This window comes from Streptomyces sp. JJ36 (assembly GCF_021696945.1).
Taxonomy (GTDB): Bacteria; Actinomycetota; Actinomycetes; order Streptomycetales; family Streptomycetaceae; genus Streptomyces.
Window position 1 is genome coordinate 153,822 of sequence record NZ_JACYHE010000001.1, and the last position, 13,693, is coordinate 167,514.

Genomic DNA, 13,693 nt, shown 5'->3' on the forward strand with positions numbered 1-13,693 from the left:
GGGGGCCGGTTATTCCCCCGGTCGTCCCCCGTCGTCCACCCGGTCTTCCTCCCCGGCGTCCTGCCCGGGAGGACGCCCTAACCGGAGCCGGGCTGCTCCACCGCGTCGCCGATGCCGCTGCGGTCCGTGGCGGTGCCCTCGGTCGCCGAGCGCGGCACCCGGCGGTCCTCCCTGAGCGCCGTCCAGACCTGCTGTGCCTTGTGTTCCATGGGCACCACCCGGTTCGGGTTCTGCGGGTCGTAGCGCACCGGCATGGTGAGCAGGCGCAGCTCGTCCGGGCCGACGCCGCGGAGCAGCCGGGCGATGCCGACCAGGTCGGCGACCGAGTCCAGTTCGGAGTCGGTGGTCAGCGCGGCGGTGGCGGTGTCGGCGAGGTCGTAGAGCTGCTTCGGGTTGCTGAAGAGCCCCAGGTCGTCGATCTTGTCGAGCAGGGCCCGGAGGAAGACCTGCTGGAGCTGTATGCGGCCCAGGTCGCTGCCGTCGCCGACGGCGTGCCGGGTGCGGACCAGGCCGAGGGCCTGCTCGCCGTCGAGGGTGTGGGTGCCCGGCGAGAGGTGCAGATGGCTGTCCGGGTCGTCGATCGGCTTGTTGACCGTGACCTCCACGCCACCGAGGGTGTCGACGAGCTTCCGGAAGCCGGAGAAGTCGATCTCGACGTAGTGGTCCATGCGGACGCCGGTGAGCCGCTCCACGGTCTTCACGGCGCAGGCGGGGCCGCCGGCCTGGTAGGCGCTGTTGAACATCGCGTTCCGCTCGGCGGGGACCGTGCCCCCGCCGGGCTTCCGGCACTCCGGGCGGCGGACCAGGGTGTCGCGGGGGATGGAGACCACGGTGGCCCGCTCGTGGTCCTCGTGGATGTGCACGATCATGGCGGTGTCGGACCGCGCGGTGCCGTCGTCGTCGCCGTACGGGGCGTTCTGGCCGGCCCGGGAGTCGGAGCCGAGGACCAGGAGGTCCAGCGAGCCGTTCGGCATGTCGGCGGGGCGGTCGGTGCCGAGCACGGAGTTGATGTCGACGCCGGCGATGTTGCCGTTCAGCCGGTAGTAGACGAAGCCGAGCCCGGCGCCGGCGATCAGCAGCACGGCGACCAGTGACCAGACGGCCACGATCAGTGCGCGCCGGTGGCGGAGTCGCCCCCCGTACGCCACCCGGCCGAATCCGCCGCCGTCTCTCGCCATGCCGCCGGTCCCCTTTCGTCGGCCCGGTCCTTCCGCTCCTTCCATGTGATGCTCTGCTCAAGGGTTGCGCCACAGGTCACGGGAGCGGCGACCGGCGGCCGCCTCGGCTGTGCTGCCGGCCGGACAGCCGTCCGGCGCTGCCCGGAACAGCCCGTGTTCCCCGTTCTCGCCGCGGCGACGCTCCCGCGCGCGGCGGGATTCCGGGGCGGCGGGCCGGGGCGCCTACGCCGGATGGGCGTCCACGGACGTACGGCGAGGGCCGCCCCACCGGTGCGGTGGGACGGCCCTGCGGATGTTCCGCCGAACGGGTGAAGACGAGGCGCTCAGTCGTTGCCGTTCGGCGTCGGCGTCGTCTTCTGGATCTGCATGAGGAACTCGGCGTTGGACTTGGTCTGCTTCATCTTGTCCAGCAGCAGCTCGACGGCCTGCTGCTGGTCCAGCGCGTGCAGGACCCGGCGGAGCTTCCAGACGACGGACAGCTCCTCGCCGCCCATCAGGATCTCCTCCTTCCGGGTGCCGGAGGCGTCCACGTCGATGGCCGGGAAGATCCGCTTGTCCGAGAGCTTCCGGTCGAGCTTGAGCTCCATGTTGCCGGTGCCCTTGAACTCCTCGAAGATCACCTCGTCCATGCGGGACCCGGTCTCCACCAGCGCGGTGGCGAGGATGGTCAGCGAACCGCCGTCCTCGATGTTCCGCGCGGCGCCGAAGAAGCGCTTCGGCGGGTAGAGGGCCGTCGAGTCCACACCGCCGGACAGGATGCGGCCCGAGGCCGGCGCGGCGAGGTTGTACGCGCGCCCGAGCCGGGTGATGGAGTCCAGCAGCACCACGACGTCGTGGCCCAGCTCCACCAGCCGCTTGGCGCGCTCGATGGAGAGCTCCGCGACCGTGGTGTGGTCCTCGGCCGGGCGGTCGAAGGTCGAGGAGATGACCTCGCCCTTGACCGACCGCTGCATGTCGGTGACCTCCTCGGGACGCTCGTCCACGAGGACGACCATGAGGTGGCACTCGGGGTTGTTGCGCGTGATCGCGTTGGCGACCGCCTGCATGATCATGGTCTTGCCGGTCTTCGGCGGGGCGACGATCAGGCCGCGCTGCCCCTTGCCGATGGGCGAGACCAGGTCGATGATCCGGGTCGTCAGGGCGCCCGGGTCGTTCTCCAGCCGCAGTCTCTCCTGCGGGTAGAGCGGGGTGAGCTTCTGGAACTCGGCCCGGCCCTTGCCGCCTTCGGGGGCCATCCCGTTGACGGAGTCCAGCCGGACGAGCGCGTTGAACTTCTCCCGCCGCTCGCCCTCGCGGGGCTGGCGCACCGCGCCGGTGACGTGGTCGCCCTTACGCAGGCCGTTCTTCCGGACCTGGGCCAGCGACACGTACACGTCGTTCGGGCCCGGCAGGTAGCCGGAGGTCCGCACGAAGGCGTAATTGTCGAGGATGTCGAGGATGCCGGCGACCGGGATCAGGACGTCGTCCTCGGAGATCTGCGGCTCGAAGTCCTCGCGGCCGCCACGCCGCCCGCGGCGGTCGCGGTAGCGGCCCCGGCGGCCGCGCCGGCCGCCGCCCTCGTCGTCGAAGTCGTCCCGGCGGTTGCCCCCGCCGCCCTGCTGCTGGCCGCCGCCGTCGTTCTTGCCGCGGCGGTCCCGCTGACGCTCGCGCTTGGAGGGGCGGTCCGGCTTGCCGCCGCCGTCGCCCTTGGACTCGGCGCCCTTGCCGCCGTCGCCCTTCTCCTTCGCCTGGCCGGCGTCCTTGCCGCCGTCCCGGGCGCCGGCGTTCCTGCCGTCGCGGTCCTTGGCGTCCTTGGCGTCCTTGCCGTCCTTGCCGCCGGCGCCCTTGGCGTCCTGCGACGACGGCTCGCGGCCCTCCGCGGTGTCCGCGGCGGCCTCCGCCTTGCCCTCCCCCTTGGCGCGGCGGCTGCGGCGCTCGTCGGCGGGCTGGCCGGGGATGTCGATCTGCTGCTGGGCGGTGCTCTGGTCCGCCGCCTCGGCCTGCGCCTCGCCCGTCCGCGCACGCGAGGTCGCGCGGCGCTTCGGCTTGGCCTCGGCCTGGCCCTCGGCGGTGTCGGCGGACGAGGCCTTCTTGCCCTCGTCCGCGGGCGCGGCGGCTCCGCCGCCCGCCTGCTTCTCCCTGATGACCTCGATCAGCTGGCTCTTGCGCATCCGCGCGGTGCCCCTGATGCCGAGGCCGGAGGCAACCTGCTGGAGCTCGGCCAGGACCATGCCCTCGAGCCCGGTGCCGGAGCGCCGGCGCTTGGGGGCTGCAGGAGCGTCCGTGGCGGGCGCCTCGGCAGCAGCGCCGCCGCTGCTGTCGGCGTTCGCGCCCATCAGATCGGTGGTGTCGCTCACGAAGGGGTCCTTCCCTGGAGCGGGCGTCGGCCTGTCTGGCTCGGCGACCGGTCGTGCTGTCCGGCGCGGTCCCGTCGGAAGGAGACCGGGCCGGGGCGGTGGTCCCGCCTGTACGTCTGGCGGTGAGATCAATTCACAAAGGTCCGGCATGACGCGGTGACCTGGGTCCGTCACACCGATTCCGGAGCGTGCACGGCACTGCTCGGCAGGATGCTCAGGCAGTGTGGGAGGCTCCCGGAAGAGAGGGTGGTCCCTGACAGGGACACCGGGCACTGCACTCTACGGGCCTTCGGCGCGACCCAGGCGACTGCGAGTGCTCACTTGAGGTTAACACTACCGGATCCAACAAACATTCCCCCTCTCGAATACCGGCGATCGGATGTCACTGTGCGGCGCCGCCACCCGCGGTCAGGGGCAGCACCCCGGCACCGGTCCGGTCGACCGCGAGCCGGTTGGCCGCCCAGCCCTCCCCGGCCAGCCGGGCGACCTTGTCGGCCGCACCCTCCTCGGCCAGCGCCAGGACGGTGGGCCCCGCCCCCGAGATGACCGCCGGGACGCCGTCCGCGCGCAGCCGGGCGACCAGGGCCGCGCTCTCCTCCATCGCGGGCGCGCGGTACTCCTGGTGCAGCCGGTCCTCGGTGGCGGCGAGCAGCAGCTCCGGGCGCCGGGTGAGCGCCTCCACCAGCAGCGCGGCGCGGCCGGCGCTGAACGCGGCGTCGACGTGCGGCACGGTGCGCGGGATCAGCCCGCGCGCGGTCCGGGTCAGCACCGGCTGGGCCGGCACGAAGACCACCGGAACGACGGACGCGGCGGGCTCCATCCTGACCGCGCGGGCGGCGCCCGCCTCCGTCCAGGCCAGCGTGAAGCCGCCCAGCAGACAGGCCGCGACGTTGTCCGGGTGGCCCTCGATCTCGGTGGCCAGCTCCAGCATCGCCGTCTCGTCGAGCCGGGCCTCGCCGCCGGTGGTCACCGCGCGGGCGGCCATGATGCCGGCGCAGATGGCGGCGGAGGAGGAGCCGAGGCCGCGACCGTGCGGGATGCGGTTCGCGCACACCACCTCCAGGCCGCGCGGCTGCCCGCCGAGCAGGTCGAAGGCGGTGCGCAGGGAGCGTACGAGCAGGTGGTCCTCGTCCCGCGGCAGCGTGTCGGCGCCCTCCCCGGCGATGTCGATGTGCAGACCGGAGTCGGCGACGCGGACCACCACGTCGTCGTAGAGCCCCAGGGCGAGGCCCAGGGTGTCGTACCCGGGGCCCAGATTGGCGCTGGTGGCGGGGGTGCGCACCCGGACTGCGGCTGCGCGGAACGCGGGACCGGCCATCTCTCGATGACTCTCCTCGTTGACTCGCTGTGGTGACGTGCAGAGGTGTGGGACGTGGGGACGGGACGACTCCCCTGGGACCGCGGGGGCCAGCCGGACCGGTCGCTGTCCCGACGCCCCGCGCGACGGGACGCATATCGGTGCTGCCGTCGCACGAACGTGGGACCGGGGTGAATGCCAGCCTATCGAAGGAAGGTTCCCCGGGGACATAGGGCGCACGGGAGGCGCACGAAGCGTGTCGTGTCACCCACGTGCGCCAGGACCGCGTGGGCGCCCGCCGCCCGGGGCGTGACCTGCGGGTCCGGGCCGCACCGGCGGCCCCGCGCACCCCCGGGACCGTGCGGTCCCGGAGCCCCGTGCGCCCGCCGCCGCGGAGTGCTGCGGCCCCGCCGGGCGTGGCAGGGGGCCGGGATCGCAGGGCTCCGAGTCGGCCCGGACCGCACCGGAGCACCGCGGGCCCGGACACCCCGGCGCCGCCCGGCCGGGCCCCCGGTTGCCGCCGCCCCCTCCGGCGTCCGTACGGCCCCGGGCAGCGTCCCGGGGCCCGGTCACCCGCGCGGGTGTTCCCGGAACCCGGCCACCCGCCCGGCTCAGCCGCGCAGGCCGAGCCGCTCGGCGGCCGCGTCCGCGTCGACCGGGACCGTGACCGGCTGCGGGGCGCCCGCGACGGCCCAGTCCGGGTCCTTGAGGCCGTTGCCGGTGACCGTGCAGACGATCCGCTGCCCCGGGGCCACCGTGCCCTGCTCGGCGGCCTGGAGCAGGCCCGCCACCGAGGCGGCCGAGGCCGGCTCCACGAAGACGCCCTCCTGGGCCGCCAACAGCCGGTAGGCACGCAGGATCTGACGGTCGGTCACGGAGTCGATGAGGCCGCCGGACTCCTCCTTGGCCCGCTCGGCCTGCTCCCAGGAGGCGGGGTTGCCGATGCGAATCGCGGTGGCGATGGTGGACGGGTCCTTCACCGGCTCGCCGTGCACCAGCGGCGCCGCGCCCGCGGCCTGGAAGCCCCACATGTGCGGGGTGCGGGTGGCGGGGCCGCCGGTCGCGCGGTCCGCGTACTCCCGGTACCCCTTCCAGTAGGCGGTGATGTTGCCGGCGTTCCCCACCGGCAGCACGTGGATGTCGGGGGCGTCCCCGAGCATGTCGACGACCTCGAAGGCGGCCGTCTTCTGACCCTCGATCCGGGACGGGTTCACCGAGTTCACCAGTGCGACCGGGTACTTCTCGGAGAGCCCGCGGGCCAGGGTGAGGCAGTCGTCGAAGTTGCCGTCCACCTGGAGGATCTTGGCGCCGTGCACCAGCGCCTGCCCCATCTTGCCGAGCGCGATCTTGCCCTGCGGCACCAGCACCGCGCACACCATGCCCGCGCGCACCGCGTAGGCGGCCGCGGAGGCACTGGTGTTGCCCGTGGAGGCGCAGATGACCGCCTGCGCGCCCTGCTCCTTGGCGTGCGTGATGGCCATCGTCATGCCCCGGTCCTTGAAGGAGCCGGTGGGGTTGGCGCCCTCGACCTTGAGGTGGACGTCGCAGCCGGTGGCCGCGGAGAGCACCCGGGCGGGCACCAGGGGCGTGCCGCCCTCGCGCAGGGTCACCACCTCGGTGCCGGGCTCCACCGGCAGCCGCTCGCGGTACTCCTCGATCACACCCCGCCACTGCCGCCCGGCCGGGCCGCCGGCCGCGGGGGCCCCGGCGCGCGCACCGGGCATGCCGGACGCGGAAGACGTACTGTCCATGATGGCCATTGTTCCTCTTACTCCCCTTCGACCCGCATGATGCTCGCGACGCCGCGGACGGTGTCCAGATTGCGCAGCGCCTCGACGGTCGCGGTGAGCGCGGCGTCGGGGGCGCGGTGGGTGACGACGACGAGCCAGGCCTCGCCGTCCTTCCCCTGCTGCCGGACGGTGTCGATGGAGACATCGTGCTCGGCGAAGACGGTGGCGACCTGGGCGAGGACGCCGGGCTTGTCGGCCACGTCCAGGCTGATGTGGTAGCGCGTGACCACGTCGCCCATCGGGGAGACCGGGAGCTGCGTGTAGGCGGACTCCCCCGGACCGCGGGCGCCGTTGACCTTGTTGCGGCAGGCGGCCACCAGGTCGCCGAGCACGGCGGAGGCCGTCGGCGAGCCGCCCGCGCCGGGGCCGTAGAACATCAGCTGCCCGGCCGCGTCGGACTCCACGAAGACCGCGTTGTAGGCCTCCCGCACCGAGGCCAGCGGGTGGCTCAGCGGGATCATGGCCGGGTGGACCCGGGCCGTGACGGAACGGCCGTCGGCGGACCGCTCGCAGATCGCCAGCAGTTTGACCGTGCAGCCCATGCGTTTCGCGGAGGCGATGTCCCCGGCCGTGATCTCGGTCAGGCCCTCCCGGTGCACGTCGTCCAGGCGGACCCGGGTGTGGAAGGCCAGCCCGGCGAGGATGGCGGCCTTGGCGGCCGCGTCAAAGCCCTCCACGTCGGCCGTCGGGTCGGCCTCCGCGTAGCCGAGCGCCATGGCCTCGTCCAGCGCCTCGCCGTAGCCGGCGCCGGTGGACTCCATGCGGTCCAGGATGAAGTTGGTGGTGCCGTTGACGATGCCGAGCACCCGGTTGACCTTGTCCCCGGCCAGGGACTCGCGCAGCGGCCGCACCAGCGGGATCGCGGCGGCGACCGCCGCCTCGTAGAAGAGGTCCCCGCCGTGCTTCTCGGCGGCCTCGTGCAGCGTCGGCCCGTCCTCGGCGAGCAGCGCCTTGTTGGCCGTGACCACGCTGGCGCCGTTCTCGAAGGCGCGGGTGATCAGGCCGCGGGCGGGCTCGATGCCACCGATCACCTCGACCACCACGTCGACGTCCTCCCGGGCCGCCAGGCCCGCGGCGTCGGTGGTGACCAGCGCCGGGTCCACCCCCTCGCGGACCCGGTCCGGGCGGCGTACGGCGATCCCGGCCAGCTCGACCGGGGCGCCGATCCGGGCGGCGAGGTCCTCCGCGTGCGTCGTCATGATGCGTGCCACCTCTGAGCCGACGACTCCACAGCCCAGCAGCGCCACCTTCAGCGGACGCGTACGCATCATTCGACCTCGCTCACTTGTCAATCGTGGTGCCCTCAGTCTCACGTACCGGTGGGGATAATCCCTGCTTCGTCCAGTATGTGAGACGTTCATCTCGCCCAACGGCACGGGTGGTACGGCGGCCCGCCCGGCAGCCGCCGCCGGCCGGTCAGCCGACGTCCAGCCGCAGCAGGTCCTCCTCCGTCTCCCGCCGGAGGATCACCCGCGCCTCGCCGTCCCGCAGCGCGACCACCGGCGGCCGCAGCGCGTGGTTGTAGTTGCTGGCCATCGAGCGGCAGTAGGCCCCGGTCGCGGGCACCGCCACCAGGTCGCCCGGCTCCAGGTCGGACGGCAGGAAGGCGTCCCGTACGACGATGTCGCCGCTCTCGCAGTGCTTGCCGACCACCCGGGAGAGCATGGGCGGCGCGTCCGAGGAGCGGGACACCAGCGCCACGGTGTAGTCGGCGTCGTAGAGCGCGGTGCGGATGTTGTCCGACATCCCGCCGTCCACGCTGACGTACGTCCGCAGCCCGTCGAGCTGCTTGACCGTGCCGACCTCGTAGAGGGTGAAGGCCGTCGGCCCGGCGATCGCCCGGCCCGGCTCCACCGACAGCCGCGGCACCGCCAGCCCCGCGGACTCACACTCCCGGGTGACGATGTCGTGCAACGCCTTGGCGATCACCTGCGGCTCGGCCGGGTCGTCCTCGGAGGTGTAGGCGATGCCCAGGCCGCCGCCCAGGTCGATCTCCGGCAGCTCGACGCCGTGCTCGTCCCGGACCTCCCGCAGCAGCCCGACCACCCGGTGCGCCGCCACCTCGAAACCGGAGGTGTCGAAGATCTGCGAGCCGATGTGCGAGTGGATGCCGACCAGCTCCAGGCTCTCCAGCCGCAGCACCCGCCGCACCGCCTCCGCGGCCTGGCCGCCGGCCAGCGCCAGGCCGAACTTCTGGTCCTCGTGGGCGGTGGCGATGAACTCGTGGGTGTGCGCCTCCACGCCCACCGTCACCCGGATCTGCACCGGCTGGCGGCGGCCCAGCCGCTCGGCGAGGTGCGCCACCCGCACGATCTCCTGGAACGAGTCCAGCACGATCCGGCCCACCCCGGCCTCGACCGCCTGCTCGATCTCCGCGGCGGACTTGTTGTTGCCGTGCAGCGCGATCCGCTCCGGCGGCATGCCGGCGTCCAGCGCGGTGGACAGCTCGCCCGCGGAGCACACGTCGAGGTTGAGGCCCTCCTCGTGCAGCCAGCGCACCACGGCGCGGGAGAGGAACGCCTTGCCGGCGTAGAAGACGTCGGCGCCCGGCCCGAAGGCGTCCCGCCAGTCGCGGCAGCGGGCACGGAAGTCGGACTCGTCGAGGAAGTAGGCGGGGGTGCCGAACTCGGCGGCGAGATCGCGCACGTCCCGCCCGGCGACGGTGACGGCGCCGGTGGCGTCGCGCCGGACCGTACGGGCCCAGATGCGCGGGTCGAGCGCGTTGAGGTCGGCGGGGGGCGCGGTGTAGTGGCCCTCGGGCAGCACGTCGGCGTGCCGGGGCCCGGCGGGGTGTGCGGAACGGCTCATGACTGGTGCGGTTTCCCCTCAGAGGTGTGCGGGTGCGGTGACGCCGAGCTGGGACAGGCCGCCTGCCAGCACCGTCCCGGCGGCCTCGGCGAGGGCCAGCCGGGCGCGGTGGGCGGCCCCGGGTTTCTCGTCACCGCGGGGCAGACACCCCTCGTGGCGGTCGTCGTGCAGGTCGCGGAGGGCACCGGCCGCGGCGTCCAGATGCCGGGCCAGCCGCCCCGGGTCGCCGGCGCCCGCGACGCGGGCGGTGTCGGCGAGCAGCGCGAGCAGCCGGCGCTCGGCCGGACCCGCGTAGCCGTGGCCGCCCGCCCCGGGCTCGGGGCGCAGGCCGAGCGCGGCGCCGTTGTGCAGCAGCGCACGGGCGCGGGAGTGGGCGTACTGGACCCGGAACAGCGCACTCGCGTCCGTACGGACCAGCAGCGCGGCCGGGTCCTCACCGGTGGCCGCCGCCCACGCGGCGGCGTCCCGCGCGGGGGCGTCGCCGGTGGCGGCGGGGTACGGGTCGGGGGCGCTCGGCGCTCCGGGCACAGTGCGCGCAGCGGCGCCGTACGCGCCGGGGTCGGCGCCCGGAGTGGCGTCGTGCCCGCGAGAGGGACCGGCGTTCCCGGTGTGCTCGGCACCCCCGGCGGAGCCGCCCGCCAGCTCACGTACGAGCGCGGCGCGCCCGGCGCCGTCCAGCGTGACGTTCAGGAAGCCGGGGCCGGAGACCTCCACGTGCGCGATCCCCGGCCGTTCCGCCAGCCCCCGCGCGAGCCGCCGCGCAAGCGGCTCCGCGTCCAGCCGGGCGGCCCGGGCCGCCCGGAGCACGGCCCCGGTGGCGTAGTCCCCGCTCCCGCGCCGCGGCGGCGACTCGATCACCACCCGCTCCGGGAGCGTCACCCGCCGTCCGGCGTCGGCGACCGCACCGTGCAGCGAGTGCAGCACGGTGCGGGAGAGCTGTGCGGGTGTCACCAGGCCAGGGTATGGGAGACGGGGTGGTTCCGCGCGAACCGGTTTCGCGGGGTGGGACGCCGCGCGCCGGTGCGTACGCCGGGTGGGCGTTGCGATGCGGGGCGCTCGGGCACACCTCAGGAGCATGCGGCGGACGAGCCCGCGCCCCACTGCTCCCCGTCGGCGGCCTCGGGCTGCGCGGCCGCTCCCGGGAGCCCCGGGGACTCCCTGGCCTCGCCCGCACCACGGGCCCCGGACTGTCCCGTGCCGCCGACCGCCCCGGGGGCGCCCGGCACTCCGGGCACGCCGCCGGTGCCCCGGCCCGCGCCGGCTCCCGTACCGCGGCCCGCGGCGTGCTGCGTCCCGCCCGCCGTGCTGCGGCCGTGCCTCCGCCCCTGCGGAGCCACGCCGTGGGGCGCTCCCCGGCCCGGTCCGCGCGTGCCCTGCCGGCGCCCGTCCCGTACCAGCCGCCGCACCGTCCGCACCAGCGCCGCCGGCTCGAACGGCTTCGCCACTATGGCCTCCACCGCGGCCGCCTCCGCCGGCTGCCGGGCCTCGATCTCGTCCGGTGTGCAGGCCGAGACCAGGGCCACCGGGATGTCCCGCGTCCGGGGGTCGGCGCGCAGCCGGTCCACCGTACGGAGCCCGTCGAGCCGGGGCATGACGACGTCCAGCGTGATCACGTCCGGTCTGACGCGATGGATGATCTCCAGGCATTCGGCACCGTCGTCCGCGGTCACGACCTCGAAGCCCTCCAGCTCGAGATTGACCTTGATCAGGTGCCGGATGACCTTGTTGTCGTCGACGACAAGCACCCGCCCGCTCACGCCCTGCACCCTTCGAGCGTAGGCGGGCCGGAGCGGCCACGTCCGGGTTTTGCCTGTTTCCGGCCCCTACCGGGACGTTCTCGGCGCACTCGCGCCACCCTCCCCCGGAGGCCGTAACCTCCGGGCCCTACTCCCACGGCGCCGCCTCAGCACACCGCGCCCCCGGCGACGTCCGCGCCCCGGGCCGAAGTCACAGGTTGTCTCCCCACCCTCCCTGGATCATCGTCTGGAACGCCCACGCGCCCTCCCGCCTGATCAGGATGTCGGCGTAGCGCAGCCGCTGCGTCTCTCCGCCCAGGGTCATCACCGAGTCGGTGAACACCACGGCCATCGCGGGCGACAGGAACACCGGCGTCCGGGTCGACTCGAACGCGAGCTCCTCGTCCCCCTCCCCCATCACCTGCGTCATCGTCGCGACGAACTGCTCCCGGCTCCACTGCGCCGCGCGCCCGTTCCCCGCGGAGTCGTCACTGATCAGGTTCAGCGGGAACACGGCCATCTCGGCCATGCGCTCCACCTCCCGCTTCGCGCTCCGCGCGTCGTACTCCGCGAACCACGCCTCCAGGCTCGCCCGGTCCTCGTCCGTGGCCACGTACCCGGTCTCCGGCAGTACCGTCATCCCGTCCCCATCTCATCAAATTTGACTAACTGCTCGGCACACTATGCCCGGCTCCCTCGCAAGTCAAACTTGATTACTCGCCCACCGCCGATGCCGGTCACCGCCGGCCCCTCCGGGCCCCGGCATCCCCCGGCCTCCTCCGGGGCTCAGCCCCGCCCGGCCCCCGGCACGTCCCCGCGCTTCACCGCCGCCAGCAGCCCGCGCAGCGCCGTACGCCCCACCTCCAGCACCGCCTCCGGCGCGTCGCTCTCCCGCACCCGTATCCCGCCCCCGGGCGCAGCGGCGACGTTCACGCAGTTCGCCCCTTCATTGCTGTACGAGGACTTCTGCCAGGCATCGACGTCCACGAGCGGTTCCTTTCACAGACTCTTGGCGATCCGGTGGATGAAGTCGCGGCTTCTCGCCGCCGACAGCGCGCAGTCCTGCATCCGGTCCAGCACCGACCGGTAGCGCTCCAGTTGCGCCGCCGCGTCAAGAACCTCGCAGCCGTGATCCGAGTCGAGCAAGACCGTGTCCAGTGAGGGCACCGCACCCTCGGCGTAGCTGATCGGCTGGCCCGAGGCGGGGAACTCGGCCCGCTCGAAGGGGATAACCAGAACCGACACGTTGCCGTGCTCGCCCACGGCGATCAGATGCCGAAGCTGCTCGCGCACCACCTCGGGCCCGCCGATGCCCATACGCAGCGCGGCTTCGTGAATGATCGCCGTGTACGGCAGCGGCGGATCACCGTGGAGCACACTCTGCCGCTTGACGCGGAAGGACACCCGGTGCTCGATCTCGTCCGGGCGCAACGCCGGCACGTTCTGCCGGTAGGAGGCGCGGGCGTGCTCCAGCGTCTGCACCAGCCCCGGCATGGTGACGAGCACGGCCACGCGGAGCGCCCGCGCCTCGTGCTCGAACTCCGCTACCTCCACCAGTGAGGCCGGAAGCAGCTCCCGGTACGCGTCCCACCAGCCCCGCGTGCGCCCGCCGGTGAGAGCTGCCAGCGCCTCCACGTACTCCGGGTCGTCGCAGGCGTAGCAGTGCGCCAGCGCACGCACCCGTTCCGCGCTGACCGCGTAGCGTCCCGCCTCGATCATGCTCATCCGCGCCTGCTGCACGCCGATCTGGGCTGCCGCCGCGGTGGAGCTCGACCCCGCCCGCTCACGGAGCTTCCGCAGCTCCACCCCGAGCCGCCGCTGCCGCAACGTCGGCGGCGCTCCCGTCGCCATCTGACCCTCCAGCCACGCCCATGTAACTCACACGGGTGGTTATAGATAACCCTTACCTCGAAGCACTGATAGACCTATCACTCCCGCAGCTACGCTCGAACCCGACAGCAACCCCTCTGTAGTTGGGAGACTGCACATGGCAACGGTATCCCCGGAGCCGGCAGCCGGGCCGGACACCTCGGACGTCCAGGACGAGAAGGTGCGCGCGCTGATCAGGGCCACCGCCCCCCGCCTGTTCGCCCTGATCGAGGAACGGGAGACCACCCCGCACGGCGAGCCCGGGCCGGAGATCGCCGCCTGGGGGCTCGCCCACCGCGACGGCACGGCACAGGTCACGACCGTGCGGGGCCACATCCACCTCTCCGCCCGCTCCCCCGACAGCGCCGCCACCCTCCTCGCCCTCGGCCGCGCCACCGACGTCCACCTGGTCTGGCCGGACACCCTCACCTCCCCCGGAGGGCACGGCTGACCCCGCCCTGACCTGCGACCGGTCCGCGCCGGGCACGCTGCGCCCGCATGATCACGCCCGACGCGGACCCCCCGGGAAACCGATTCGGGACCACGCCCGCACACCTGGTAGTGTTCTTCCTGTCAGCGCGAGAGAGCGTGACACGCCCCCGTAGCTCAGGGGATAGAGCAACGGCCTCCGGAGCCGTGTGCGCAGGTTCGAATCCTGCCGGGGGTACTTCCGCTGAAG

At 73.7% G+C, this 13,693-nt stretch carries 11 protein-coding genes, 1 tRNA gene and 1 pseudogene; 2 read left to right on the plus strand and 11 right to left on the minus strand.

Features of this window, described 5'->3' with window-relative positions; all coding sequences use genetic code 11:
- Positions 1 to 77: 77 nt before the first annotated feature.
- The 11 genes and pseudogenes from HOY81_RS00660 to HOY81_RS00710 form a co-directional block, all read right to left on the minus strand.
- Positions 78 to 1,178 (minus strand): LCP family protein, encoded by a 1,101-nt coding sequence (locus tag HOY81_RS00660; RefSeq protein ID WP_237316808.1) that lies wholly within the window; start codon positions 1,176 to 1,178, stop codon positions 78 to 80.
- 323 nt (positions 1,179 to 1,501) lie between these two features.
- Positions 1,502 to 3,514 carry a transcription termination factor Rho gene (gene rho, locus HOY81_RS00665; protein WP_237316810.1) on the minus strand — a complete coding sequence of 671 codons (2,013 nt, stop codon included), beginning with the start codon at positions 3,512 to 3,514 and terminating at the stop codon, positions 1,502 to 1,504.
- Between the two features lie 382 nt (positions 3,515 to 3,896).
- Positions 3,897 to 4,832 (minus strand): homoserine kinase, encoded by a 936-nt coding sequence (gene thrB / locus HOY81_RS00670; RefSeq protein WP_237316812.1) that lies wholly within the window; start codon positions 4,830 to 4,832, stop codon positions 3,897 to 3,899.
- A gap of 590 nt (positions 4,833 to 5,422) precedes the next feature.
- The gene (thrC, locus tag HOY81_RS00675; RefSeq protein ID WP_237316912.1) at positions 5,423 to 6,535 is read right to left on the minus strand and encodes a threonine synthase; all 1,113 of its coding nucleotides are present in this window, start codon (positions 6,533 to 6,535) and stop codon (positions 5,423 to 5,425) included.
- Between the two features lie 44 nt (positions 6,536 to 6,579).
- Positions 6,580 to 7,872 carry a homoserine dehydrogenase gene (locus tag HOY81_RS00680; RefSeq protein WP_237316814.1) on the minus strand — a complete coding sequence of 431 codons (1,293 nt, stop codon included), beginning with the start codon at positions 7,870 to 7,872 and terminating at the stop codon, positions 6,580 to 6,582.
- Positions 7,873 to 8,017: 145 nt separating this feature from the next.
- Complete coding sequence (gene lysA, locus HOY81_RS00685) at positions 8,018 to 9,409, minus strand: diaminopimelate decarboxylase (protein WP_237316816.1); 1,392 nt, start codon at positions 9,407 to 9,409, stop codon at positions 8,018 to 8,020.
- Positions 9,410 to 9,427: 18 nt separating this feature from the next.
- The gene (locus HOY81_RS00690; RefSeq protein WP_237316818.1) at positions 9,428 to 10,360 is read right to left on the minus strand and encodes a DALR anticodon-binding domain-containing protein; all 933 of its coding nucleotides are present in this window, start codon (positions 10,358 to 10,360) and stop codon (positions 9,428 to 9,430) included.
- 437 nt (positions 10,361 to 10,797) lie between these two features.
- Positions 10,798 to 11,175: pseudogene (locus HOY81_RS00695) on the minus strand (response regulator); the annotation flags it as partial.
- A gap of 181 nt (positions 11,176 to 11,356) precedes the next feature.
- The gene (locus HOY81_RS00700) at positions 11,357 to 11,785 is read right to left on the minus strand and encodes a nuclear transport factor 2 family protein (protein ID WP_237316820.1); all 429 of its coding nucleotides are present in this window, start codon (positions 11,783 to 11,785) and stop codon (positions 11,357 to 11,359) included.
- A 146-nt stretch (positions 11,786 to 11,931) separates the two neighbouring features.
- Positions 11,932 to 12,132, minus strand: a complete 201-nt coding sequence (locus tag HOY81_RS00705) for a DUF397 domain-containing protein (RefSeq protein WP_237316822.1) — start codon at positions 12,130 to 12,132, stop codon at positions 11,932 to 11,934.
- Positions 12,133 to 12,144: 12 nt separating this feature from the next.
- On the minus strand, positions 12,145 to 12,996 hold the full coding sequence (locus HOY81_RS00710) for a DUF5753 domain-containing protein (protein ID WP_237316825.1): 852 nt from the start codon (positions 12,994 to 12,996) through the stop codon (positions 12,145 to 12,147).
- Positions 12,997 to 13,132: 136 nt separating this feature from the next.
- Between HOY81_RS00710 and HOY81_RS00715 the strand changes: the two genes are divergently transcribed.
- Positions 13,133 to 13,465 carry a hypothetical protein gene (locus HOY81_RS00715; protein ID WP_237316827.1) on the plus strand — a complete coding sequence of 111 codons (333 nt, stop codon included), beginning with the start codon at positions 13,133 to 13,135 and terminating at the stop codon, positions 13,463 to 13,465.
- Between the two features lie 144 nt (positions 13,466 to 13,609).
- A tRNA-Arg gene (locus tag HOY81_RS00720) sits at positions 13,610 to 13,681 on the plus strand.
- Positions 13,682 to 13,693: the final 12 nt, after the last annotated feature.

Coding starts and splice junctions, on each gene's coding strand:
- HOY81_RS00660 (WP_237316808.1), bottom strand. CDS start 1,178: ATGGCGAGAGACGGCGGCGGATTCGGCCGGGTGGCGTACGGGGGGCGA.
- thrB (WP_237316812.1), bottom strand. CDS start 4,832: ATGGCCGGTCCCGCGTTCCGCGCAGCCGCAGTCCGGGTGCGCACCCCC.
- thrC (WP_237316912.1), bottom strand. CDS start 6,535: ATGCCCGGTGCGCGCGCCGGGGCCCCCGCGGCCGGCGGCCCGGCCGGG.
- HOY81_RS00680 (WP_237316814.1), bottom strand. CDS start 7,872: ATGATGCGTACGCGTCCGCTGAAGGTGGCGCTGCTGGGCTGTGGAGTC.
- lysA (WP_237316816.1), bottom strand. CDS start 9,409: ATGAGCCGTTCCGCACACCCCGCCGGGCCCCGGCACGCCGACGTGCTG.
- HOY81_RS00700 (WP_237316820.1), bottom strand. CDS start 11,785: ATGACGGTACTGCCGGAGACCGGGTACGTGGCCACGGACGAGGACCGG.
- HOY81_RS00710 (WP_237316825.1), bottom strand. CDS start 12,996: ATGGCGACGGGAGCGCCGCCGACGTTGCGGCAGCGGCGGCTCGGGGTG.
- HOY81_RS00715 (WP_237316827.1), top strand. CDS start 13,133: ATGGCAACGGTATCCCCGGAGCCGGCAGCCGGGCCGGACACCTCGGAC.